Genomic DNA, 22,907 nt, shown 5'->3' with positions numbered 1-22,907 from the left:
TTTTATACTTTATTAGAAATAAATTTATAGTCTTATTTTAAAATAAAACTTTTTATAAAAGTTAAATATTTTATAGATTTCAATATAGGTTCAAAAATAGTATTAATTTTACGAGTTAAAATTTAAATGAAACTAATGAAAAAATATATACTATCATTGTTATGCTTTTTTTCAATTATTTTGAGTAATGCTCAAAGTAAGAATGTTTGGCAAAAAGTTAGTTCTGATAACATCAATAGTTTAGTGACTTCAAAAAAACTGAAACAATCTGATGAAAGTCAAAAATTTTATAAATTAGATACTCTAGAGTTTAGAAAGTCATTACTTAATGTCAGTGATAAATTTTCAGGTAAAATAGGAATTATTATTAATTTTCCTAACATTGATGGTGATTTAGAAAAATTTCAAGTTTGGGAAAACTCAAATTTTGCACCACTTTTGCAAGCAAAATATCCCAATATTCGTTCCTATGTTGGGAAAAGCCTTTCTCGTAAGAGTACCACAATTAATTTTAGTGTATCTCCTCGAGGAATACAAACTATGGTTTTGAGTCCAAATAATAGCTCAGAGTTTATAGAGCCTACCTTAAATGATAAATCTATTTATGTGCTTTTTGACTCAAAGTCTAAAGGAGTAAAGGACTCTCCATTTAATTGTAAAACACTAGATAAATCTATAAATCAGGAAATTATTAACAAATCGCAATATGCTAGTAGGTCTACTGATCAGAGTTACAAAACACTACGTTTAGCAATATCATGTACAGGAGAATATGGTGCTTATTTTGGTGGAGTTTCTCAGGCTTTAGAAGCAATGAATGCAACTATGACTAGAGTAAATGGTGTATTTGAAAAAGATTTAGCATTACATTTAAATATTATTGATAATAATGAACAAATAATATACACAAGAGGGAGCACAGATCCTTATTCCCCAGCAAGTATAGGAATTAATAATGGTGTTTGGAATCAAGAATTACAAACTAACTTAACAAACGTAATAGGAAATGAAGCTTATGACATAGGACATCTATTTGGAGCCTCTGGAGGAGGAGGGAATGCAGGTTGTATTGGTTGTGTTTGCGATGATGATGACGGATTTAATTCTGAAACTAAAGGGAGTGCATTTACCGCTCCATCAGATAACATACCTGAGGGAGATAATTTCGATATTGATTATGTTGCTCACGAATTAGGACATCAGTTAGGTGCAAATCATACTTTTTCTTATAGTCCTGAAATTTCAAGTGTTCAAGTTGAGCCAGGCAGCGGAACTACAATTATGGGATATGCTGGAGTTGCAACCCCATCAAATCTTAATATACAGTTTAATTCAGACCCATACTTTACTTACAGAAGTATTTTACAAATAGAAAATAATTTAAAAAATAAGTTATGTGTTGTAGGTATTCCTATTTCCAACTCTCCTCCTGTAGTAAATGCTGGTTCTGATTTTAGTGTGCCTTCTGGAACAGCTTATATCCTTAAAGGAACAGCTACAGATGTAGACGGTGACTCATTAACATATTGTTGGGAACAAAATAACAGTGCAACAGGATCACAAACAGGTTCTAATTCAGTAGCATCTGCTACTAAAATATCTGGCCCAAACTATAGGTCTTTTGAGCCTAAAGATTCTCCAAATAGATTTTTACCATCTTTTTCTAGAGTTTTATCGGGGTCATTAAGTAGTACTTGGGAGTCAGTATCTACCGTTGCAAGAACTTTAAAGTTTACATTAACGGTTAGAGACAATAACCCAAATGGCGCTCAAACAGACTCAGATGAAGTATCTGTAACTTCTAGGGCCCCTTTTAATGCTTCAACATCCCCTGGCGGTGTAGGCCCTTTTAGAGTTACTTCGCAAAATTCTTCAGGAATTATTTGGAATCTTGGAGCATCGCAAACAATAACTTGGGATGTTAATAATACTACTTCTTTGTCAGGTTCTGCAAATGTAAATATTAAGTTATCTATTGATGGTGGAGCAACTTTTCCTTATGTTTTAGCTTCTAACACTCCAAATGACGGGAATCAAGTAATTACGGTCCCTTCTACACCTTCGGCATCTAATTGTAGAGTATTAATTGAACCCACGGCTAATGTATACTATGCTATAAATTCTAGAGGTTTTTCAATTGCTGGTTTAGGAAATGAAGATTTTGCTTTAACCAATTTTAGGTTGTTTCCAAATCCAAACAACGGAAGTTTTATCATTCAGTTTGAATCTCAAACAATAAATGAAATCGCAGTTACTATTCATGATTTAAGAGGAAGGTCAATTTTAGAAAAGCGTTTCAACAATTCAGGTTTGTTCTCGCAAAACGTTTCGCTTTCGCCTATTCAAAAAGGAATTTATCTAGTAACTATTAAAGATGGAGATAGAAAAGTGGTTAAGAAAATAGTTGTAGAATAATATTTCACATATTATAAGGTACTCTTTTGTTTTTCTATAAATCCATTAGCTTGCAATTCTAACAATTCTGAAGTTCTAGAACGTTGCAAATCATACAATTTTTTATCTTGAGCAATATCTTCATAAACCTTTTCGTGCATAGCAGCGCTGGTTTGAATTAATAAATTTCGTTGGTAATTATTTTGAGTTAAAGTTGTTTTTAAAGCAGTTTCTAAATCTTCTAATTTATAATCGTATTCGCCTTTGGAAGAAAGTAATTTAGCAATTATTGGCGAAGTTTCTATGGCTAAAAACAACAACATAATAAATAACGAAGGAATTAATGGTAATTTATTGAGCGCATTTATTCTAGCCATCAACCCATCAAAAGCGTCTATCACAGGCTGTGTTTCTGTCACTTTTTTATCTATATCTAATCGAAGACTTATCGCTTTTTTGTCATTTAAAGCAATTTTTTCAAAGTTGGTTTTTCGAATAGAATCTAGTTCAGAAGAGGCTAAATTATGCTTGGCGATTTTTTCTTTAAAAACGGGTCCTTTGCCTAATTTCATTGTGCCTTTTGTTCCCTCCGCTTCTGATATATAAGTTTCATAAAGTGAATTCACTTCCTTTTCTTTATTTGCAATTTCAGCTTTCAATTTATCTGTTTCGGCTTTGATGTTGTCTAAATCCGATTTAAAATAAGAAGCGACTTCTTTTTTGTTATTTAAAGTCATAGCGTTTTTTTCTTTCAATAAAACGGTATTGATTTCTTTTTCAAAAATTTTAATTTCTAATGGTTTTGATATGACAATTGCTATGATTATCGCTAAAATAATTCGAGGTGTTGCTTGTAAAAATTCACTGCTAAAACGGTCTCTTTTTCGTATTGTAGAAACAATGAATCGGTCTAAATTAAAAATTAATAATCCCCAAACTATTCCAAATCCCATTGCCATAAAAGGATTATCAAAAACGGTAAAAAGCGCATAACTACTAGCAATAAAAGCCATAACTGCAGTAAAAAAAACCGTAGCACCTATACCAACATACTTGGTTTTTTCGCCATCTGAGCAGCTTTCGATTAGATTTTTGTCAGCTCCGGAGCATAGAATAAAAAAGGATTGTAACATGATGATTGATTTTGATCCACCAAAGGTGGAAAGATTGATGATTGATTGTTTAGTACAATTTTAACGCCAAATGTTACCAAATGTTTTAAATTGTTGATTTGTTTTAAGTTGACCTAATAAAATTTGTATTGCTATCACTTATTTTAAAAGAAAAATAGCCTTATTTTGCATCACTTTTCAGAATATTTATTCATGCAACAAGAAGTTTTAATTATAGGTTTTGTATGGCCCGAGCCTAATTCTTCAGGTGCGGGAACCCGAATGATGCAACTAATAGAGTTGTTTCAGGAACAAAATTGGAACATTACTTTTGCAAGCGCAGCAGCCGATAGTGAATTTATGTTTGATGTGACTAGCATTGGAGTAAAAAAAGTTCCTATTGCTATCAATGACTCTAGTTTTGATACTTTTATACAAGAATTAAATCCTAGCATTGTTTTGTTTGACCGTTTTATAGTCGAAGAACAATTTGGATGGAGAGTAGCCGAAAATTGCCCAAATGCACTACGAATATTAGATACGATAGACCTACATACTTTAAGATTAGCACGTCAGAAAGCGAGTAAGGAGAATAAAGAATTTCAACCGTCAGATTTGTATTCAGAAACTGCTAAAAGAGAAATAGCAAGTATTTTGCGATGTGATGTTTCATTATTGATTTCGGAAATTGAAATTGAAATTCTTCAAAATCATTTTAAAATAGATGCTAAAATCCTCTATTATCTTCCTTTTTTAGTGGATAGTATTGATGAGAAAACTATTGAAAATTTACCCAAATTTCATGAACGAAAGGATTTTATATTTATTGGTAATTTTCTTCATGAGCCAAATTGGAATGCGGTTCAATATTTAAAAGAAACCCTTTGGCCATTAATTAAAAAAGAATTACCAGAAGCTTCATTATTAATTTACGGAGCCTATCCTTCGCAAAAAGTATGGCAATTGCATAAACCTGAAGACCGTTTTTTAATTTTAGGAAGAGCCCATAATGCAGCAACAGAAGTAAAAAAAGCAAGAGTGGTATTAGCGCCTGTACGTTTTGGTGCTGGTGCAAAAGGCAAACTTATTGAAGCCATGCAAAGCGGAACCCCAAGTATAACAACCACTGTAGGGGCTGAATCGATGCATGGTACTTTACCTTGGAACGGAATTATTACCGATGGTGAACAAGAAATTGCAAAAGGAGCTGTACAATTGTATCAAGACGAAATACTTTGGCAAAAAGCCCAACAAAATGGTATTGAAATTATAAATCAAAGGTACAGTAAATCTCTTTTTGGCAATGGTTTTATAAGTCACATTTTATCAATTCAAGAAAACATAGAACAACACCGAATGGATAACTTTATGGGATCAATTCTTTTACATCATACTTTATCGAGTACCAAATATATGTCTCGATGGATTGAGGAGAAGAATAAAACCAAATAACTCATTAAAGTGGTTCGTTTACCCATTCTCCTTTTACAAATTTTTTTACTTCGATTAGTTTTCCGGACTCATCATAGAACTGCCAATCTCCAAAATAAAACCAATGAATCTCTTTGTTTACAGAAATCATCTGGGTTTTCCCCTTAGATTTTAGTCTTCCATTATCAAAAAAAATGGTAGTAAAACAAACTTCATTTTTATACTTTTCTTTTTTAATTCGTTTGTTATTTGCAAAATAGCGCCAAGTTTTTTGCTCAATTCCGTTTTTATATTTTCCTTTTGACTTATATACAATATTATTTATAGTATCACTAAAAATCCATTTCCCATTTCTTTCCTTATTAACCATTAGATTTGTTTTACAGCCACAATTAATTGAAACAATAAAAAATAGTCCAATCTTAAATAGTCTTACCATGAATCAAAGATTTAAAATGATATTCTCAATAAATTAGTCGTGCTTTTCAGATAAAAATTATTTACTCAACTCTACAAAATACTTATAAAATAAAGGAATCGTTTCAATTCCTTTCAGAAAATTAAAAATTCCGAAATGTTCATTAGGTGAATGAATCGCATCAGAATCTAAACCAAATCCCATTAATATTGTTTTTGATTTAAGTTCTTTTTCAAACAAGGCAACAATAGGAATGCTGCCACCTGATCGAACTGGAATTGCAGGTACTCCAAAGGTTTCTGTATAGGCTTTATTAGCAGCTTTATAGCCAATACTATCAATTGGCGTTACATATCCTTGCCCACCATGATGCGGTTTTACTTTTACGGTAACTCCAGCAGGTGCAATACTAATGAAATGTTTGGTAAACAATTCGGTAATGGTTTCCCAATCCTGATTAGGAACTAATCGCATCGAAATTTTAGCATAGGCTTTGCTTGCAATTACAGTTTTAGCACCTTCGCCAGTATAACCGCCCCAAATTCCGTTTACATCTAATGTTGGACGAATGGAGTTTCTTTCGTTGGTAACATAGCCGCTTTCGCCATAAACAGCTTCAATATCTAATGCTTTTTTGTAATTATCTAAACTGAAAGGAGCTTTTGCCATTTCAGCTCTCTCTTCTAAAGATAACTCTTCAACGTTATCATAAAAACCAGGAATAGTAATATGATTGTTTTCATCATGAAGTGAAGCTATCATTTTAGCCAATACATTTATTGGGTTAGCCACAGCTCCACCATATAATCCAGAATGTAAATCTCTATTTGGCCCTGTAACTTCTACTTCCACATAACTCAATCCGCGTAAACCGGTTGTAATAGATGGTTGTTGATTAGATATCATTCCAGTATCAGAAATTAAAATTACATCGCAGCTTAATTTACTTTGATTGCGTTCAACAAACCAACTTAAACTTTTAGAGCCTATTTCTTCCTCCCCCTCAATCATAAATTTGACATTGCAAGGCAAAGAATTAGAATGTATCATGTACTCAAAAGCCTTAATATGCATGTACATTTGTCCTTTATCATCACATGAACCGCGTGCAAAAATGGCGCCCTCGGGATGAATTTCAGTTTTTTTGATAACGGGTTCAAAAGGAGGCGAAGTCCAAAGTTCTAATGGGTCTGGAGGTTGTACATCATAATGCCCGTATACCAAAACAGTAGGCAAATTTTTGTCAATAATATGTTCTCCAAAAACTATTGGGTAACCCGGCGTATCACATATTTCTACAAAATTACAACCTGCGTTTTCTAAACTTACTTTTACAGCATCGGCAGTAAGTATCACGTCATGCGAATAGGCAGTGTCGGCACTAACAGAAGGAATTTTTAATAATTCTATTAATTCATTAATGAATCGGTCTTTATGCTCTTGTACGTATGTTTTTATAGGACTCATAAGTTGCTTTATTTATACTATCAAAAGTACAAAAAAGAGAATAATTATTTTTCGAAAAAATTCCTTTGAAAGTTAGAAGATATGATTATATTTGCACTCAGATTTCGCGGATATGGTGAAATTGGTAGACATGCCAGACTTAGGATCTGGTGCCGCAAGGCGTGTAGGTTCGAGTCCTATTATCCGCACAAAAAACCTCAAATAAATTATTATAAATTGATTTGAGGTTTTTTAATTTCCTATTTTATAAATAGAGGATAAAATTTAGAGGCATTTTATTTTCAACAAAAGTTAAAGAAATCAATATTATTGAATCTATAGAGTATTGAAAACTTTATTTCCCTTTATTCGCTTCAGCAATATATCTTTCTAGAGCCATTGTCATAGATGGCGTTTCAGGTGTTGGAGCTAAAATATCAATTCGTAATCCATGTTCTAAAGCTTCTTTTTGAGTAGTGCTTCCAAAAACAGCTATTCTAGTGTTGTTTTGTTCAAAAGTAGGGAAGTTCATGAATAATGATTTAATCCCTGTTGGACTAAAGAAAGCTAAGATATCATAATAAACATCAGCTAAATCAGACAAGTCGCTCATTACTGTTTTGTAAAAAACAGCTTGAGTCCAATCAACTTTAAGATTATTTAAAGTTTGAGGTGCGTCTGCGTTTAATTGATCAGAAGCAGGTAATAAATACTTTTCGTCCTTGTATTTTTTTATAAGAGGCGACATATCTGCAAAATCTTTTTGACCCACATAAATTTTACGCTTTCTGTATATAACGTATTTTTGAAGATAAAAAGCAACGGCTTCAGATTGGCAAAAATATTTTAACCCTTCAGGAACTTTATAACGCATCTCATCAGCCACTCTAAAAAAGTGATCAACCGAATTTTTACTGGTTAAGATAATTGCGGTGTAGTTATTAAGGTCTATCTTCTGAAGTCTAACGTCTTTTGCATTAACCCCTTCTACATGAATGAAAGGTCTGAAATCAACTTTTACTTTATGCTTTTGTTGTAGCTCAAAGTATGGCGAATTCTCTACTTTAGGCTCTGGTTGTGACACCAAAATTGTTTTCACTTTCATATTTGACATTTTCTAATATGCTAACTTTTTGTAAACCAATAATAGATGAAATAGTAGGGCGCTATTTCAAGAGCGCAAAGATACAAAATAAAATAAAACAACTTGCCAAATATTAAATTTTGGTAGTTTTTTAAAGAAAGTATATAAGTTAGGGTGTTAATTATTAAAATAATAGCAATAAAAAACAAAATTAAGAATTGAGATGAATTATTGTTATAAAAAAGAATAATATCAATAGGAAGAATTAGTAGCCCAATGTAGGATCTATAACTTACTTTTTGTAAATTGTATAGCTCGGCGAACTCTTCTATATTAAATGATGTAGATATAATCATTTCTATCAAGAATTTTGACAATATAAAAAAAAGTAATAATGTAGTTATTTGTATAAAAACAATCCAATTTGTTTTCGAAACAAATCCAAAATGATGCAGTGTTAGTTGTATAAAAAATGATATAGAGACAACCTGAACTATAAATAGTATTATATTAAATCCGCTAAGAAGATGAGAGCTGTCCCGGTAGATTTTTAAATACTTATCTGAAACAATTAGTTTTAAGAAATCGATAAAACGAATTTCAAAAACAGATTTAGCGAATGCAATTAACGCAAAAGCAACTATAAATAATATACTAGCCCAATCTCTATTTTCTAATACTCGAGGATGAAATACAATTTCGTTCATAATGACGACAAAATTACTAAATTATTATGTTATTTATTCTCTTGTTTTTAAGTTTATAGAAAAGGGTTAGTATATTATTCGCATATGAATTTTGTCAAAATTTAAAGTTTTATTAATAGTCAACTGCTATAAAAAGTTTATTTTTGCGTTAAATTTTTTTAGAGCATGTTTGATTCTGTTGTCATAATTCCGACTTACAATGAAATTGAGAATATAGAAAGCATAGTTAGAACTGTTCTTTCATTACACAAACAGTTTCATGTCTTAATTATTGATGACAATTCACCTGATCATACTGCCCAAAGAGTAATAGAGCTTCAAAAAGAATTTTCAGGAAAACTATTTTTAGAACAAAGAGAAAAAAAAGCAGGATTAGGCACCGCCTATGTTCATGGTTTTAAATGGGCACTTGCAAGAAAATACGAATATGTTTTTGAAATGGATGCTGATTTTTCGCACAACCCAGCCGATTTAGAGAGACTATACGAAGCGTGTCATTTCAATACCGCTGACATGGCTATTGGTTCAAGATATGTAACTGGGGTTAATGTTGTAAATTGGCCTTTAAACCGAGTTTTGATGTCCTATTTCGCATCAGTTTATGTAAAAATGATTACTGGAATGAAAATTCATGATGCCACAGCTGGATTTATCTGCTACAAAAGGATTGTTTTAGAAACTGTCAACATAGACAAAATTAGGTTTATTGGATATGCTTTTCAAATAGAAATGAAGTATAGGACTTATCTGAAAAAGTTTCAAATTACAGAAGTTCCAATTATTTTTACCGATAGAACAAAAGGACAATCAAAAATGAGTAATTCAATTATTACCGAAGCCGTTTTTGGTGTAATATCATTAAGAATAAGAAAATTTTTCAATCAATTATAAAATTTAGTTTCTGGTTTTATATTTAAGCAAGCATAAAAGTAAATGAATCGTATTTTAATAAAGAATGCCAAAATTGTTAACGAGGGTCAGATCTTTCAAGGAGACGTTTTAATTGAAGACGAATATATTGTTGAAATTGCGGAAACAATTAGTGCAAAATCTGCAACCACTAAAATTATTGATGCCGAAGGAAATTATTTAATACCAGGAGCAATCGATGATCAAGTGCATTTTAGAGAACCAGGACTTACGCATAAAGGAGATATCTCATCTGAATCTAGAGCAGCTGTTGCTGGTGGAATCACATCCTATATAGAACAACCCAACACCGTACCTAATGCTGTAACTCAAGAATTACTTGAACATAAATACCAATTAGCAGCAGGGAAATCATTTGCCAATTATTCGTTTATGATGGGCGGAACAAATGATAATTTAGAAGAAATTTTAAAAACAAATCCTAGAAATGTTGCAGGGCTTAAACTTTTCTTAGGCTCTTCAACAGGTGATATGTTGGTGGATAGTTCCGAGTCATTAGAAAAGATATTTTCTAGTACAAAATTGTTGATTGCAGTTCACAGTGAAGATGAATTGACGGTAAAAGCCAATCTTGAAAAATTCAAGTTAGAATATGGAGACGATATTCCAGTTAAATTTCATCCTGAAATCAGAAGTGTAGAAGCATGCTATAAGTCGACTGTTAAAATAATTGAATTAGCTAAAAGAACAGGTGCTCGTTTGCATGTATTTCACATTTCTACTGCTAAAGAATTAGACTTATTTACTAATAAAATTCCATTAGAGAAAAAGCAAATTACAGCCGAAGTTTGTATTCATCATTTATGGTTTTCAGATGAAGATTATGAAACTAAAGGCAATTTAATAAAATGGAATCCGGCGGTTAAAACAAAAAACGACCGAAAAGCACTTTGGGAAGCCTTAATAGATGGTCGAATTGACGTAGTAGCTACCGACCATGCTCCGCATACATTAGAGGAAAAGAAAAACCTTTACACAAAAGCGCCTTCAGGAGGACCTCTAGTTCAACACGCAGTAGTAGCGATGTTCGAAGCCTATCATCAAGGTAAAATTTCTATTGAAAAAATTGTTGAAAAAATGGCTCATAATCCAGCAAAAATATTCAAAATTGAAAAACGAGGATTTATAAAAGTAGGTTTTTATGCTGATTTAGTGATTGTAAATATAGGCCTGCCATGGAGCGTAAAAAAAGAAAATATTTTAGCAAAATGTGGATGGTCTCCGTTTGAAGGGTTTACTTTTAAATCGAGAATTACACATACTTTTGTCAACGGACATTTAGTATACAGTAATTTTAAAGTAAAAGAGACTCCTAAAGGACAGCGATTATTGTTTGAAAGAGAATAGTTAATGACACTTATTCAATATTTAACATGAAAAATTTTTTGGCTATATTTTTGTTGATTATTTTATTTATAAGTTGTAGAGACAATGCTATTAGCAAGCCTGACAGACTTATAGAAGAAGATAAAATGGTTGCGATTTTTTATGACTTAGCAATTATTGAGGGAATGAAGTCGCAAAACCCATCTGATTTTCAAAGTTTTAGATCAAATGATTTTATATATAAAAAATTTAAAATAGATAGTCTTCAATTTGCAAAAAGCACAAAATATTATTCGTCAGACATTACAAATTATAAAAAAATGCTGAATGAAGTAGGCCAAAAAATTGAAAGCCAAAAAAAACATATAGATTCAATAATTAGTAAAAATCCCAAAAAAGGAGTCTTGCCTAAAATCGTAAAAAAAGAGGAACAATTTGTTAGATAATTACATCCTTAAAAAAGTCACAACTTCATTACAATAAACCTCTACATTCTGAAAAGTAAAATCTAAATTCCTTTTTACTTTTTCATTAGAAATAAAATTTTCTGAATGTAAAGATTGAACCATATCCTTACTCAGCCGTCTTTTACAATTAAAAAAAGTTGAAAGTAACCAATCTATTCGCCATACTATTTCGGTTATCCAAGGTTTAGCATAAATAGAGGGCGAATTAACATTTAATGCTTTTGCAATAGTAGTTAATATCTTCTCAAATGAAATGTTTTTTGCAATGACAATATATCTTTCCCCGTTTATATTGCTTTTCATTAATTGAGTCATGATTTTTACCACGTCGTTAACAGTAACAAAACCCGTAATGCCTTTGGTATAAAACAATAATCCTTTTTGTACTTTAGTAAAAATTTCTCCGCTACCTGTTTTCCAAAATCCAGGACCAAGAAGAACCCCTGGATTAACAATTACTATTGGCAATCCTTCCTTATAACCACGCCAAACTTCTATTTCAGCACCATATTTTGATATAGCATAATCACTGTGGTACAATTCTGGATTCCATTCGGTTTCTTCGGTAATTGTCGTTTCATATTCTTTAAGATTGCCAAGTGCTGCTATCGAACTTACATAACATAGTTTTTTGATGGTATAGGCCAAACACAAATTAACAATATTGGCAGTACCTTCGATGTTTATTTTTCGAAGTTGTTTTTCATCTTTAGGGTCAAATGAAATTAAAGCGGCGCAATGGTAAACGTATTCTATATTTTTAAAAGCGACTTCTAAAGAGGGAATATCGGTAATATCAGCCTGAACCCATTCAATTTTTTCAAATAGATTTTCTTTTTCATAAAGCTTAAAAAGGGACTTTGTTTTCTCGATGGAAGATGTTGTTCTGTATATTGCACGAACACGCTCGTTATTTTCTAACAAATGCAATGCTAAATGCGACCCAACTAATCCTGTTGCTCCTGTGATTAAAACCATTTTGTAAAGATAATTAGATTGTTGGATTTATAAATTTTTGATTTTACATTTTTTGAATATTGCCATTGAAATTGCCATTGTCATTGCTTTTCGAATTACTATCTTTGTCGAAATTGATTATTTAGATGAAAAATATTATTGCAGAATTACAATGGCGTGGACTGGTACATGACATCATGCCCGGAACAGAAGAACAATTGCTGAAAGAAATGACGGCAACATACATAGGGTTTGACCCCACTTCAGATTCGTTACACATTGGAAGTTTAGTTCCCATAATTCTATTGGTTCATTTAGAACATTTTGGTCATAAACCTATAGCTCTTGTTGGTGGCGCAACAGGTATGATTGGCGATCCTTCAGGAAAATCAGACGAGAGAAATTTGCTCGATGAAGCTACTTTGAATCATAATGTGGCTGGGATAAAAAAAGTTTTGTCTCACTTCTTAGATTTTAATTCGAAAGAAAAAAACGCCCCAATTTTGGTCAACAACTATGATTGGATGAAGAACTTTACTTTTATTGACTTTGCTCGGGAAGTAGGAAAGCGCATCACCGTAAATTATATGATGGCTAAGGATTCTGTAAAGAAAAGACTTACTGGCGAAGGCGAAGGAATGTCGTTTACAGAATTTACGTATCAGTTAATTCAAGGGTATGATTTTTACCATTTGCACAAGCAGTACAATTGTTTGTTACAAATGGGCGGTTCTGATCAATGGGGAAACATTACAACAGGAACTGAATTGGTTCGCAGAATGAACGTAAATAGTGATGCTAAGGCTTATGCGATGACCTGTCCATTAATCACTAAAGCAGATGGTTCGAAATTTGGAAAATCTGAAGGGGGAAATGTTTGGTTAACTCCAGACAAAACATCTGTTTACAAGTTTTATCAATTTTGGCTGAATACTACAGACGGTGATGCTGAGAAATACATTAAAATATTCACCTTTTTAGATAAGGAAACGATAGATGAATTAATTGCGACTCATTATGAAGCACCGCACTTAAGAGTTTTGCAAAAGAAATTAGCTGAGGAAGTAACCACTTTTGTACATTCGGCAGCAGATTTAGACAAAGCGATTCAAGCCTCTGCTATTTTGTTCGGTAATGCGACCTCAGACGATTTGAAACAATTGGATGAAGCCACTTTTTTAGAAGTTTTTGATGGTGTACCTCAAGCAGCAATTTCAATAAACGATATTGAAAACGGAATAGATATTGTTACTGTCTTGAATGAAAAAACAGGGTTTTTAAAATCTAATGGAGAGGCTAGACGTGCTTTGACCGCCAATTCTATTTCCATAAATAAAGAAAAAGTAACTGAAGAGTTTGTTCTTTCGACTAAAGAATTAATCAACAATCAGTTTGTTTTGTTGCAAAGCGGAAAGAAAAATTATTTTGTCATTCGGGTTATATAACCATCAAGTTACAACCACGAATGTCGCTATTATCAAAACGTCCCAAAACTTCAAAAGAGTTGTTGGGATTTTTTTTGCCCAAATCTTGCGTAGCTATAAATGAACACGAATTGATGTTAGCTAAATCAATGACGTTAATACCGCCCGTTTTTCCGTTTGAGACGTAATTTAAAGCATCTTCGGCTTCTCTAATTAAGATATGCATCCAAGGCGGACACTCGAAAACGCCATTTCCTAATGAATACGCTTGCGATAATAATTCAGTCATTCCGTATTCAGAATGTATGGCAGAAACGCCAAAGCCAGTGCAAAGTTGTTCGTGTAATTCTTCTCGAATCATTTCTTTGCGTTTGCCTTTCATACCGCCAGTTTCCATGATAATAGTGTTTTTTAATTGAAGTTTATTCAGTTCAATCAAATCTAATAAAGCATAAGTAACTCCTATTAAAATTACATTTTGTCCCGAATGGTCTAAATCAATTAATTTTTTGATGAGCGCATCATATTGGTTCAAATAAAATCCGCTATTTGAGTTATTAGATAATTCAATTAAATCTTTGACCATATAAATTAAGGAAGAACCTTCGCGTTCTAAATAGGATGGAAGTAGTGCTAATATCGTGTAGTCTTCTATGTTTCCATAAAATTGAGAAAACCCTTTGCGATAGCTTTCTTCATATATTGAAACGTCAGTAACAAGATGTTTGCTAGTAACCATTCCGGTTGTACCACTGCTAGTGAACGTTTCTTGAATAGGATTAGTACTAGAAACAACAGCATGACTTTTAAAAAACTGAATGGGTAGAAAAGGAATTTGTTGCAATGTTTTTACGTCCTGTTTTTCGGTTTTTATAAGTTGACAAAATTCTCGATATACTTGATTGTTATCATATTGAAAACGAAACACTTTTAGTGCTGTTTTCTCAAATTGCTTTTGGCTCGAAATCGTGAATATGTCGGAAGTTGAAATCAAGTATTGTTTTTAACAAAAGTAATTAAATAAAATTGCAACATTTTAATTAAAATTTCCCTATTGATGCTTTATATTAATCTATTGATTACTAATTTATTTGGATAAAATGGAATAAAAAGTCGAAATGACGTTATATAAATAAGAACAGAAAAGATAAACCTTTTCATCTCAAGAAAACAAAGCTTTCAATTCAGTAGCTTCATGTGGGTTCATTTTTCCTGCCAGAACAAGACTAAGTTGTTTGCGTCTTAAAGCGGCATTAAAGCGTTCTTTTTCAAGTTCAGTTTCAGGTATCACAGGAGGTACCTCTACTGGGCTTCCAGTGTCATCAACAGCTACAAAGGTGTAAATGGCTTCGTTGGCTTTACTTTTAATACCTGTTTCACGATCTTCAATCCAAACGTCAAGGTAAATCTCCATTGAGCTTTTAAAACTTCTAGAGACTTTAGCTTCAATAGTAACTACACTTCCTAATGGAATAGCACGATTAAAAGCAACATGATTTACAGAAGCTGTAACTGCAACTCTTCTAGAATGTCTTTGGGCAGTAATACTTGCGGCACGATCCATACGAGCTAATAATTCACCCCCAAAAAGATTATTTAAAGGGTTGGTTTCGCTTGGCAAAACTAAATCGGTTAGTATCGTTAAAGAATCAGAAGGAGATTTTGGATGCATTTTTTTATCAAAGATAATAATTACAACGCAAAAAAAATCCCGTTTCAAACGGGATAATTATTAAAGTTCTTTAACCATAAGCCAAGCATCTGGATTTATTGATTGTTGAATATCAATCATGGCCTGATGCGCTTCAGTATATGTTGCATAACTTCCGTATAATACAGGAAACAAACCGTGTTTATTAGGTTCAACACGTCTTGCTTTAAAACCAGATTTAGTTAAATCTACGTATATTTTTTGGGCATTTTCTTCATTTCTGAAAGCACCAGCAACGATGTGATAGGATAATTTTTCTTCTTTTACAGTAAGCGTAACCGATGGAATTGGGTTCTCAATAAAGAAAGTAGCTTCCTGAATTTTGTTTTGAACCTGCTTTTGAACAGCAGTTTCTACTATCAAAGTTTCCTTAGCAACATGATTTTGCAACATTTTATAACCTATGGTTCCAGTTACTGACAGAGTTGCAATAAATATAGCAGCATATTTAAGGTAAGGACGCGTCTTTTTCTCCTCAGGAATAAAAGCAATTGGCTCTTTTGCTTCTACAATTATTTTTTCAATTTCAGGAATTGAAATTTCTCTTTTTATGGAAGGAGAAACAAACGAATTCAGTCCGAAAGATTCAGTCAAATAATTGATGTTTTCAGAGGGAGTGAAAACTAAATTTTTTTCCACATTAAATGAAAGTTCTCCAATATTTTTCAGAGTAAATTTTTGATTTACCTCAAGAATACTTTTCCAAATCACAACTTCACTTTCTATTGAAGCAACAGCATTTTCGTAATTGGTATTTTCCGCTTTTGAAATATGATTGGCTAATAATCCGTCATTGTTTTTTAAATGAGAATTAAATGAAATTAATTTTTTTGGAGGATAAAAAGAATTGGTGTTTTCATGCATGTGTGCCGACTGAATCTCCGTCAAAAAAGCACCAAAACCAGGAACAGTTACACATTGATGTCTGTATAAAAGTTGCGAAATGTATTGTTCTATCTTCATAGCAACAAAGTTATACAATGCGCTAAAGTATCAAAATTTTATTCACAATTTTTATTAACAATTCTAATAAAATTTTATATTTTTCAGGTTCAAATTGTTATTATGAACGACGACGAATTATTTCATGTATTAGCCTTGTTAAAAGTTGATGGAGTAGGTGATATTATTGCTAAAAAGCTGCTTACACATTTTGGTTCAGCATCTGCAGTTTTTAATGCTAGAGCTTCACAAATGGCATCGATTGACGGTATTGGTTCTGTATTGATGAAAAACCTGAAAGATAAAATTGTTTTTGAAAAAGCAGATCAAGAATTAAAATTCATAAGAAATAATAATATAGATGTCTCTTTTTTTCTTGAGGAAAAGTATCCTGAACGATTGAAACACTGTATCGACGGTCCTGTTTTGTTGTTTTCGTCAGGAAATATTGATTTTAAAAACAGAAAAATAATCAGCATTGTAGGAACGCGCCAAATTACATCTTATGGCACAGAATTTTGTAAAAAACTGATTGCAGATTTGGCTCCCTTAAACCCTATCATTGTGAGTGGTTTTGCTTACGGTGTTGATATTGTTGCCCATCAAGCGGCTTTAGAACACAATTTACAAACCATTGGAGTTTTAGCTCATGGTTTAAACCAAATTTATCCTAAAACGCATAAAAAGTATGTTTCTAGAATAGAAGAAAATGGTGGTTTTATGACCGAGTTTTGGAGTACTTCTAATCCCGAAAAAGAAAACTTTGTAAAACGAAACCGCATTGTTACCGGAATTTCAGAAGCCACCATTGTAATAGAATCTGCTGATAAAGGAGGTTCATTAATTACAGCATATATGGCAAATGATTATAATCGAGATGTTTTTGCAGTTCCAGGAAGAACTTCAGACAAATACAGTCAAGGGTGCAATAATTTAATAAAAACACAAAAAGCTAACCTTCTTTCAAGCGCTGCCGATGTATTATATATTTTGAATTGGGACATTGATGAGATTACTTCGAAAACGCGCAATAACAAAAAAGCGATACAAAAGCAATTGTTTGTTACTTTAGATCAGGACGAACAAAAAATATATGAGTATCTCCAAAAAAATGGCAAAGAAATGTTGGATACAATTGCCTTACAATGTGATTTTCCTATTTATAGAATTTCCGGAATATTATTAAATATGGAGTTAAAAGGAGTTGTACGTCCTTTGCCAGGAAAGTTGTTTGAAGCGATTTAAAAACTAAAGCCTAATTTTTCTCTCACTCTATTTAAAACACCATTGGCAATTACTTTGGCTTTTTCTGCACCTAGAAATAAAGCATTGTCTATTTCGTTATGATTACTCATGTAATAAGAATATTTTTCTCTTTCAGTTTTGAAGGTCTCTATAATAAGTTCAAATAAAGCTTGCTTGGCATGACCGTATCCAAAATCTCGGTTTTTGTTTTTATATTTTTCGGTCAATGCTTCTATTTGACTTTCGTTTGCCAATAACTTATAAATAGCAAAAATTTTACAAGTATCTGTATTTTTTGGTTCTTCGAGAGGAGTACTATCTGTTTCTATAGACATGATTTGCTTGCGCAACCCTTTATCTTCAAGAAAGATGTTAATAATATTATTTGCCGATTTACTCATTTTTCCACCATTGGTTCCTGGAACATACTTCGTATGTTCCTGTAAGTATGATTCTGGTAAAACAAAGGTTTCTCCCATTTGATGATTGAAACGCGAAGCGACATCACGAGTTATCTCAATATGTTGCAATTGGTCTTTTCCTACAGGAACAAATTGAGCATCATACAGCAAAATATCTGCAGCCATCAACATAGGATATGAAAATAATCCAGCATTGACATCGTCTAATCGATCTGACTTGTCTTTAAAAGAGTGAGCTAATGTTAGCCGTTGGTACGGAAAAAAACAACTCAAATACCAAGATAATTCTGCAGTTTGTGGCACATCAGACTGACGGTAAAAAACCACTTTATCAATATTCAATCCACAAGCCAACCAAGCTGCTGCGGTACTGTAAGTGTTTGCTTTTAAAGCAGCACCGTCTTTTATTTGGGTAACCGAATGCAAATCAGCAATGAAAAGAAAAGATTCATTTTCTGGTTTATTCGATAATTGGATTGCAGGAATTATTGCGCCTAATAAATTTCCTAAATGCGGAGTTCCTGTGCTTTGAATGCCTGTAAGTATTTTGGCCATTGTTGATTATTTTCACCGCAAAGATTGCAAAGTTTATCGCAAAGATTGCAAAGTTTTTTAAGTTTACAAAGGTTTTAAAAAAGTAGTTTTTCTATAATTTATTTACAACTCTTCTAATTCCTGTTTTTAAAAGCACTTCATTAAAATTAATAAGGAGCCCCAATTTATAATTTCCAAGTTTTAAATAGGTTATTGTTTGAGCTAAATGTAAGTCACTCAATGATGCTACACTTTTAATTTCAATAACCGATTTTTTCTCTACTAATAAATCAACTCGATAACCACAGTCTAATTTTATATCTTCAAAAATAAGAGGCATTGCTTTTTCTTTTTCAACAAATAATCCAAATTGATTTATTTTAAAAAACAAACATTCTTTATATGCACTCTCTAATAAACCAGGACCAAGACTTTTGTGCACATCAATTGCTAGACCAATTATTGTATTAGAAATTTCATTTTCAGTCATTTTTCTTTTTTTACTTTGCAGAAACTTTGCGTCTTTGCGGTAGATTTTATTCAAAGGTAAATCTTTTACTAAAAAATAAGGATTGAATTCTTACTTTTGACAATATGAAAATACTAAAAATCATTTTTTGGACGCTTTGGCGCATTTGGTTTTATATCATGATGGGTATTCCAATTATTATTATGTTGCCTTTTTTGTTGGTTTCTATTCTTAAAGAAAAATGGTATTCCTATTTTTTTATTATGGCACGAATTTGGGCTAAATGTATTCTTTACGGCTCAGGATTTTATTATAAAGTAGAAAGGGAACAACAGTTAGAATCGGGTTCTAGTTATATGTTTGTTGCCAATCACACTTCAATGGCTGATATTATGTTGATGCTAGCGGTAGTAAAACATCCGTTTGTTTTTGTAGGTAAAAAGGAATTGTCTAAAATTCCACTTTTTGGATTCTTCTATAAACGAACCTGTATTTTAGTCGATAGAGGAAGCCAAAGAAGCAGAATGGAAGTTTTTAATCGTGCTGAAAGAAGATTAAAACAAGGTTTAAGTATTTGTATATTTCCAGAGGGCGGAGTTCCTTCAGACGAAACGATACTTTTAGATTCTTTTAAAGATGGAGCTTTTCGTTTAGCTATTGAACATCAAATCCCAATAGTTCCTATGACTTTTGCCGATAATAAAGAACGTTTTTCGTATACTTTTTTTAGCGGTAGTCCAGGATTGATGAGGGTTAAAGTTCATTCATTTGTGTCAACCATTGGAAAAACAATTGAAAACAAAAAAGATATTAAAGAAGTAAAAGAAGAAGCACGTACAATCATAAATAATCAACTTCTTAGATTTAAGAAATAAAAAAAGCCCAAAATTTAATTTTGGGCTTTACTTTTATGCATTATTTTCTTTAATCTGATCTTTAATTTTTTGTTCTAGTTCGTCCGCCAATTCAGGGTTATCTTTTATTAACGCTTTTACGGCATCCCGGCCTTGGCCTAATTTAGTGTCACCATAACTAAACCAAGAACCTGCTTTTTTGATAATTTCAAATTCAACGGCCAAATCTAGAATTTCACCTGTTTTTGAAATTCCTTCACCATACATAATATCAAATTCGGCAACTTTAAATGGCGGAGCTACTTTATTTTTCACTACTTTTACTTTAGTTCTGTTTCCAAGCACGTTATCACCATCTTTTATTTGAGTAGAACGACGAATGTCTAGTCGTACCGAGGCATAGAATTTTAAAGCATTTCCCCCGGTTGTCGTTTCAGGATTCCCAAACATCACTCCAATTTTTTCTCTTAATTGGTTAATGAAAAACACCGTGCAATTGGTTTTACTAATAGTTCCTGTCAGTTTTCTTAATGCCTGAGACATCAAACGAGCGTGCAATCCCATTTTAGAATCACCCATTTCGCCTTCAATTTCACTCTTAGGTGTTAATGCTGCAACCGAGTCAATTACAACAATATCAATGGCTCCTGAACGGATTAGGTTTTCAGCAATTTCTAGTGCTTGTTCTCCATTATCAGGTTGAGAAATAATTAAATTTTCAATGTCGACACCTAATTTTTCAGCATAATTTCTATCAAAAGCATGCTCAGCATCAATAAAAGCAGCAATTCCTCCAGCTTTTTGAGCTTCGGCAATGGCATGTAAAGTTAAGGTTGTTTTACCAGATGATTCTGGTCCGTAAATTTCTATAACCCGACCTTTTGGGTATCCGTTTACCCCTAATGCTAGGTCTAAACCTAAAGAGCCAGAAGAAATTACCTCAACTTCTTCAACAGCTTTATCCCCCATTTTCATTACAGTTCCTTTTCCGTAAGTTTTATCTAGTTTGTCCAACGTTAATTGTAACGCTTTTAATTTCGCTTCTTTTTCAGAATTTCCTTTTTCCAAAGTGTCTTTTGCTGCCATGTATATAGAATATTATTTTTAGTAAAATTACTTATTTTTTTTGAAGTTGCAAGAGGTGATGATATAAAGAACAGACATTTTTATAAATTGTAAACAAACAAAAAATTATTTCTTATTTTTGTCAATATATTTTCGTTTAATGCAAAAAATCATTTCGTATCCAATATCATTAATTGCCCTATTATTGTTTCTTTTAACATTGGTGATTTTTCATCCTTTACAGTGGATATGTTTTAATTTATTTGGGTATCAGGCACATAAAAAAAGTGTAGACTATCTTAATTTTGTTCTTGTAAGAATTGGACATGTTTTAGGTACTACTTATAAAGTAGAAAATCGAGAAGATATACCAAAAGGAGTACCAATTATTTTTGTGGCCAATCATCAGAGTTTATTTGACATTATTGCTATAATTTGGTTTTTTAGAAAATTTCATCCTAAGTTTGTAAGTAAGAAAGAATTAGGAAGAGGAGTTCCCAGTGTTTCTTATAATTTACGTCATGGAGGTTCAGTTCTTATAGATAGGAAAGACCCTAAACAAGCCGTTCCAAATATTAAAAAATTATCAGAATACATTCAACTTTACAAACGTTCAGCTGTAATTTTTCCCGAAGGAACAAGATCTAAGACTGGAGCTCCAAAAGAGTTTTCACAAACAGGATTAAAAATATTATGTAAATATGCACCATCAGCATTTGTAGTTCCTGTTTCTATAAATAACTCTTGGAAAATATTTAAATACGGATTTTTCCCGCTTGGTTTAGGAAATCATCTTACCTTTGTAGTTCATAAACCACTCTCTGTAAAAGATTTGTCGTTTGATGAGCTTATGAAACAAACCGAACAAAGTATTGTTCAAGGAATAATAAAATAATATAATCAGATTTTAGTTTTAGTAGTCCTAAATCTAAAATCCTAAATTTAAAATGAATAATGTCTATTAAAAACATTCGTCTAGAGGTAATGCAGTTTCTAGAAAATAAGGTTGACGGATTTGTTGATCAATATCTAATTCCGGTAGAAAAAATTTGGCAACCTTCTGATTTTTTACCTAATTCTGAAAGTGATACTTTTTTTGAAGAAGTTAAGGAACTGCGTGAAATAGCAAAAGATTTACCCTATGATTTTTGGGTAGCTATGGTAGGCGATACCATAACTGAAGAAGCTTTGCCAACTTATGAATCTTGGTTGATGGAAGTAGAAGGAGTAGATAATGTAGAGAGAAACGGTTGGTCTAAGTGGGTTCGACAATGGACAGGAGAGGAGAATCGACATGGAGATTTGTTGAATAAATATTTGTATTTGTCTGGGCGAGTAAATATGCGCGAGGTTGAAATAACAACACAGCATTTAATTAACGATGGTTTTGATATTGGAACAGGTAGAGACCCATACAAAAACTTTGTATACACTTCTTTTCAAGAACTTGCGACTTATGTGTCTCATAACAGAGTTTCGCAATTGGCTAAAAATTATGGTGACAATAAATTATCTAAAATGTGTAAAATGATTGCGGGAGATGAAATGCGTCATCATTTGGCCTACAGCGAATTTGTTAATCAAATTTTTAAAGTAGACCCGAGCGAAATGATGTTAGCCTTTAATTACATGATGAAGCAAAAAATAGTTATGCCTGCTCATTTTTTAAGAGAATCAGGTCAGAAAATAAGTACGGCTTTCGAGCAATTTTCAGACTCTGCTCAACGAATTGGTGTATATACCGCAAGTGATTATGTAGAAATTATGCAAAAGCTTATTGAAAAATGGGAAATAGATAAAATAGGTGGCTTAACTGACGAAGCCGAAAAAGCTAGAGATTATTTGATGAAATTGCCAGCAAGAATGGCTAAAATTTCTGAAAGATTAATAATTCCTGAGGACTCCTATATTTTTAAATGGGTTGAACCAGCAGTAGTCCGATAGTATAAATAGAAATATTATTAAATCC

Annotated in this window: 22 protein-coding genes and 1 tRNA gene; 11 read left to right on the top strand and 12 right to left on the bottom strand. The window is 32.3% G+C overall.

Annotation, left to right across the window (positions count from 1 at the left end):
• The first annotated feature begins 135 nt into the window (after positions 1-135).
• Positions 136-2,415, top strand: a complete 2,280-nt coding sequence (locus tag ACFQ0S_RS10940; RefSeq protein WP_379757586.1) for a zinc-dependent metalloprotease — start codon at positions 136-138, stop codon at positions 2,413-2,415.
• A gap of 11 nt (positions 2,416-2,426) precedes the next feature.
• Here ACFQ0S_RS10940 and ACFQ0S_RS10935 read toward each other — a convergent pair whose 3' ends face one another.
• Positions 2,427-3,527 (bottom strand): DUF4407 domain-containing protein, encoded by a 1,101-nt coding sequence (locus ACFQ0S_RS10935; protein ID WP_379757583.1) that lies wholly within the window; start codon positions 3,525-3,527, stop codon positions 2,427-2,429.
• Between the two features lie 192 nt (positions 3,528-3,719).
• On the opposite strand from ACFQ0S_RS10935, the gene ACFQ0S_RS10930 reads away from it, so the two are divergent.
• Positions 3,720-4,958 (top strand): glycosyltransferase family 4 protein, encoded by a 1,239-nt coding sequence (locus ACFQ0S_RS10930; protein ID WP_379757580.1) that lies wholly within the window; start codon positions 3,720-3,722, stop codon positions 4,956-4,958.
• 4 nt (positions 4,959-4,962) lie between these two features.
• Here ACFQ0S_RS10930 and ACFQ0S_RS10925 read toward each other — a convergent pair whose 3' ends face one another.
• On the bottom strand, positions 4,963-5,307 hold the full coding sequence (locus ACFQ0S_RS10925; RefSeq protein ID WP_379757577.1) for a hypothetical protein: 345 nt from the start codon (positions 5,305-5,307) through the stop codon (positions 4,963-4,965).
• Between the two features lie 126 nt (positions 5,308-5,433).
• Complete coding sequence (locus tag ACFQ0S_RS10920; RefSeq protein WP_379757574.1) at positions 5,434-6,822, bottom strand: dipeptidase; 1,389 nt, start codon at positions 6,820-6,822, stop codon at positions 5,434-5,436.
• 106 nt (positions 6,823-6,928) lie between these two features.
• On the opposite strand from ACFQ0S_RS10920, the gene ACFQ0S_RS10915 reads away from it, so the two are divergent.
• A tRNA-Leu gene (locus ACFQ0S_RS10915) sits at positions 6,929-7,010 on the top strand.
• Positions 7,011-7,156: 146 nt separating this feature from the next.
• Here ACFQ0S_RS10915 and ACFQ0S_RS10910 read toward each other — a convergent pair.
• Both ACFQ0S_RS10910 and ACFQ0S_RS10905 read right to left on the bottom strand, forming a co-directional pair.
• Positions 7,157-7,906 carry a uroporphyrinogen-III synthase gene (locus ACFQ0S_RS10910; protein ID WP_379757571.1) on the bottom strand — a complete coding sequence of 250 codons (750 nt, stop codon included), beginning with the start codon at positions 7,904-7,906 and terminating at the stop codon, positions 7,157-7,159.
• A gap of 20 nt (positions 7,907-7,926) precedes the next feature.
• Positions 7,927-8,592, bottom strand: a complete 666-nt coding sequence (locus ACFQ0S_RS10905; RefSeq protein ID WP_379757568.1) for a DUF4271 domain-containing protein — start codon at positions 8,590-8,592, stop codon at positions 7,927-7,929.
• A gap of 165 nt (positions 8,593-8,757) precedes the next feature.
• On the opposite strand from ACFQ0S_RS10905, the gene ACFQ0S_RS10900 reads away from it, so the two are divergent.
• Genes ACFQ0S_RS10900 through ACFQ0S_RS10890 form a run of 3 tightly spaced genes read left to right on the top strand, consistent with a single transcriptional unit; the run spans position 8,758 to position 11,294 of the window.
• The gene (locus ACFQ0S_RS10900) at positions 8,758-9,483 is read left to right on the top strand and encodes a polyprenol monophosphomannose synthase (RefSeq protein WP_379757564.1); all 726 of its coding nucleotides are present in this window, start codon (positions 8,758-8,760) and stop codon (positions 9,481-9,483) included.
• A gap of 42 nt (positions 9,484-9,525) precedes the next feature.
• Positions 9,526-10,869 carry a dihydroorotase gene (locus ACFQ0S_RS10895; RefSeq protein ID WP_379757561.1) on the top strand — a complete coding sequence of 448 codons (1,344 nt, stop codon included), beginning with the start codon at positions 9,526-9,528 and terminating at the stop codon, positions 10,867-10,869.
• Positions 10,870-10,895: 26 nt separating this feature from the next.
• Positions 10,896-11,294 carry a DUF4296 domain-containing protein gene (locus ACFQ0S_RS10890; RefSeq protein ID WP_379757558.1) on the top strand — a complete coding sequence of 133 codons (399 nt, stop codon included), beginning with the start codon at positions 10,896-10,898 and terminating at the stop codon, positions 11,292-11,294.
• Here ACFQ0S_RS10890 and ACFQ0S_RS10885 read toward each other — a convergent pair whose 3' ends face one another.
• Positions 11,295-12,293 (bottom strand): NAD-dependent epimerase/dehydratase family protein, encoded by a 999-nt coding sequence (locus tag ACFQ0S_RS10885; protein WP_379757556.1) that lies wholly within the window; start codon positions 12,291-12,293, stop codon positions 11,295-11,297.
• 125 nt (positions 12,294-12,418) lie between these two features.
• Here ACFQ0S_RS10885 and tyrS point away from each other — a divergent pair, with 125 nt between their 5' ends.
• Positions 12,419-13,717 carry a tyrosine--tRNA ligase gene (tyrS, locus tag ACFQ0S_RS10880; protein WP_379757553.1) on the top strand — a complete coding sequence of 433 codons (1,299 nt, stop codon included), beginning with the start codon at positions 12,419-12,421 and terminating at the stop codon, positions 13,715-13,717.
• Here tyrS and ACFQ0S_RS10875 read toward each other — a convergent pair.
• From ACFQ0S_RS10875 to ACFQ0S_RS10865, 3 genes are all read right to left on the bottom strand, one after another.
• Positions 13,710-14,690 (bottom strand): LuxE/PaaK family acyltransferase, encoded by a 981-nt coding sequence (locus ACFQ0S_RS10875; protein ID WP_379757550.1) that lies wholly within the window; start codon positions 14,688-14,690, stop codon positions 13,710-13,712. The genes tyrS and ACFQ0S_RS10875 overlap by 8 nt on opposite strands.
• 168 nt (positions 14,691-14,858) lie before the next feature.
• A complete protein-coding gene (locus tag ACFQ0S_RS10870; protein ID WP_379757547.1) occupies positions 14,859-15,368 on the bottom strand; it encodes an acyl-CoA thioesterase in 510 nt (169 codons plus the stop codon).
• Between the two features lie 60 nt (positions 15,369-15,428).
• Positions 15,429-16,370: an HU domain-containing protein gene (locus ACFQ0S_RS10865; protein ID WP_379757544.1), complete on the bottom strand. Its 942-nt coding sequence runs from the start codon at positions 16,368-16,370 to the stop codon at positions 15,429-15,431.
• A gap of 102 nt (positions 16,371-16,472) precedes the next feature.
• Between ACFQ0S_RS10865 and dprA the strand changes: the two genes are divergently transcribed.
• Complete coding sequence (gene dprA, locus ACFQ0S_RS10860) at positions 16,473-17,594, top strand: DNA-processing protein DprA (protein ID WP_379757541.1); 1,122 nt, start codon at positions 16,473-16,475, stop codon at positions 17,592-17,594.
• Here dprA and trpS read toward each other — a convergent pair.
• Positions 17,591-18,571: a tryptophan--tRNA ligase gene (trpS, locus tag ACFQ0S_RS10855; protein ID WP_379757538.1), complete on the bottom strand. Its 981-nt coding sequence runs from the start codon at positions 18,569-18,571 to the stop codon at positions 17,591-17,593. The two genes, dprA and trpS, sit on opposite strands and share 4 nt — an antisense overlap.
• A gap of 91 nt (positions 18,572-18,662) precedes the next feature.
• The gene (locus tag ACFQ0S_RS10850; RefSeq protein WP_379757535.1) at positions 18,663-19,040 is read right to left on the bottom strand and encodes a GxxExxY protein; all 378 of its coding nucleotides are present in this window, start codon (positions 19,038-19,040) and stop codon (positions 18,663-18,665) included.
• A 104-nt stretch (positions 19,041-19,144) separates the two neighbouring features.
• Here ACFQ0S_RS10850 and ACFQ0S_RS10845 point away from each other — a divergent pair, with 104 nt between their 5' ends.
• Positions 19,145-19,894, top strand: a complete 750-nt coding sequence (locus ACFQ0S_RS10845) for a lysophospholipid acyltransferase family protein (protein ID WP_379757532.1) — start codon at positions 19,145-19,147, stop codon at positions 19,892-19,894.
• A 33-nt stretch (positions 19,895-19,927) separates the two neighbouring features.
• Here the strand turns inward: ACFQ0S_RS10845 and recA are convergent, their stop codons facing one another.
• A complete protein-coding gene (recA, locus tag ACFQ0S_RS10840; protein ID WP_379757529.1) occupies positions 19,928-20,959 on the bottom strand; it encodes a recombinase RecA in 1,032 nt (343 codons plus the stop codon).
• Positions 20,960-21,098: 139 nt separating this feature from the next.
• Here recA and ACFQ0S_RS10835 point away from each other — a divergent pair, with 139 nt between their 5' ends.
• A complete protein-coding gene (locus ACFQ0S_RS10835; protein ID WP_379757526.1) occupies positions 21,099-21,833 on the top strand; it encodes a lysophospholipid acyltransferase family protein in 735 nt (244 codons plus the stop codon).
• Positions 21,834-21,892: 59 nt separating this feature from the next.
• Complete coding sequence (locus ACFQ0S_RS10830; RefSeq protein ID WP_379757523.1) at positions 21,893-22,882, top strand: acyl-ACP desaturase; 990 nt, start codon at positions 21,893-21,895, stop codon at positions 22,880-22,882.
• Positions 22,883-22,907 lie beyond the last annotated feature (25 nt).

Source organism: Flavobacterium myungsuense, from assembly GCF_042677265.1.
Taxonomy (GTDB): Bacteria; Bacteroidota; Bacteroidia; order Flavobacteriales; family Flavobacteriaceae; genus Flavobacterium; species Flavobacterium myungsuense.
The sequence above is the reverse complement of the archived record's forward strand: the minus strand, read 5'-3'. Positions and strand labels throughout refer to the sequence as shown.

Excerpts from the sequence above, each read along its gene's own strand:
- ACFQ0S_RS10830 (WP_379757523.1), top strand. The coding sequence starts at position 21,893 with ATGTCTATTAAAAACATTCGTCTAGAGGTAATGCAGTTTCTAGAAAAT.
- ACFQ0S_RS10935 (WP_379757583.1), bottom strand. The coding sequence starts at position 3,527 with ATGTTACAATCCTTTTTTATTCTATGCTCCGGAGCTGACAAAAATCTA.
- tyrS (WP_379757553.1), top strand. The coding sequence starts at position 12,419 with ATGAAAAATATTATTGCAGAATTACAATGGCGTGGACTGGTACATGAC.
- recA (WP_379757529.1), bottom strand. The coding sequence starts at position 20,959 with ATGGCAGCAAAAGACACTTTGGAAAAAGGAAATTCTGAAAAAGAAGCG.
- ACFQ0S_RS10905 (WP_379757568.1), bottom strand. The coding sequence starts at position 8,592 with ATGAACGAAATTGTATTTCATCCTCGAGTATTAGAAAATAGAGATTGG.
- ACFQ0S_RS10895 (WP_379757561.1), top strand. The coding sequence starts at position 9,526 with ATGAATCGTATTTTAATAAAGAATGCCAAAATTGTTAACGAGGGTCAG.
- ACFQ0S_RS10910 (WP_379757571.1), bottom strand. The coding sequence starts at position 7,906 with ATGAAAGTGAAAACAATTTTGGTGTCACAACCAGAGCCTAAAGTAGAG.
- ACFQ0S_RS10870 (WP_379757547.1), bottom strand. The coding sequence starts at position 15,368 with ATGCATCCAAAATCTCCTTCTGATTCTTTAACGATACTAACCGATTTA.
- ACFQ0S_RS10835 (WP_379757526.1), top strand. The coding sequence starts at position 21,099 with ATGCAAAAAATCATTTCGTATCCAATATCATTAATTGCCCTATTATTG.
- ACFQ0S_RS10890 (WP_379757558.1), top strand. The coding sequence starts at position 10,896 with ATGAAAAATTTTTTGGCTATATTTTTGTTGATTATTTTATTTATAAGT.
- ACFQ0S_RS10865 (WP_379757544.1), bottom strand. The coding sequence starts at position 16,370 with ATGAAGATAGAACAATACATTTCGCAACTTTTATACAGACATCAATGT.
- dprA (WP_379757541.1), top strand. The coding sequence starts at position 16,473 with ATGAACGACGACGAATTATTTCATGTATTAGCCTTGTTAAAAGTTGAT.
- ACFQ0S_RS10850 (WP_379757535.1), bottom strand. The coding sequence starts at position 19,040 with ATGACTGAAAATGAAATTTCTAATACAATAATTGGTCTAGCAATTGAT.
- ACFQ0S_RS10920 (WP_379757574.1), bottom strand. The coding sequence starts at position 6,822 with ATGAGTCCTATAAAAACATACGTACAAGAGCATAAAGACCGATTCATT.
- ACFQ0S_RS10930 (WP_379757580.1), top strand. The coding sequence starts at position 3,720 with ATGCAACAAGAAGTTTTAATTATAGGTTTTGTATGGCCCGAGCCTAAT.
- ACFQ0S_RS10845 (WP_379757532.1), top strand. The coding sequence starts at position 19,145 with ATGAAAATACTAAAAATCATTTTTTGGACGCTTTGGCGCATTTGGTTT.
- trpS (WP_379757538.1), bottom strand. The coding sequence starts at position 18,571 with ATGGCCAAAATACTTACAGGCATTCAAAGCACAGGAACTCCGCATTTA.
- ACFQ0S_RS10925 (WP_379757577.1), bottom strand. The coding sequence starts at position 5,307 with ATGGTTAATAAGGAAAGAAATGGGAAATGGATTTTTAGTGATACTATA.
- ACFQ0S_RS10940 (WP_379757586.1), top strand. The coding sequence starts at position 136 with ATGAAAAAATATATACTATCATTGTTATGCTTTTTTTCAATTATTTTG.
- ACFQ0S_RS10900 (WP_379757564.1), top strand. The coding sequence starts at position 8,758 with ATGTTTGATTCTGTTGTCATAATTCCGACTTACAATGAAATTGAGAAT.
- ACFQ0S_RS10885 (WP_379757556.1), bottom strand. The coding sequence starts at position 12,293 with ATGGTTTTAATCACAGGAGCAACAGGATTAGTTGGGTCGCATTTAGCA.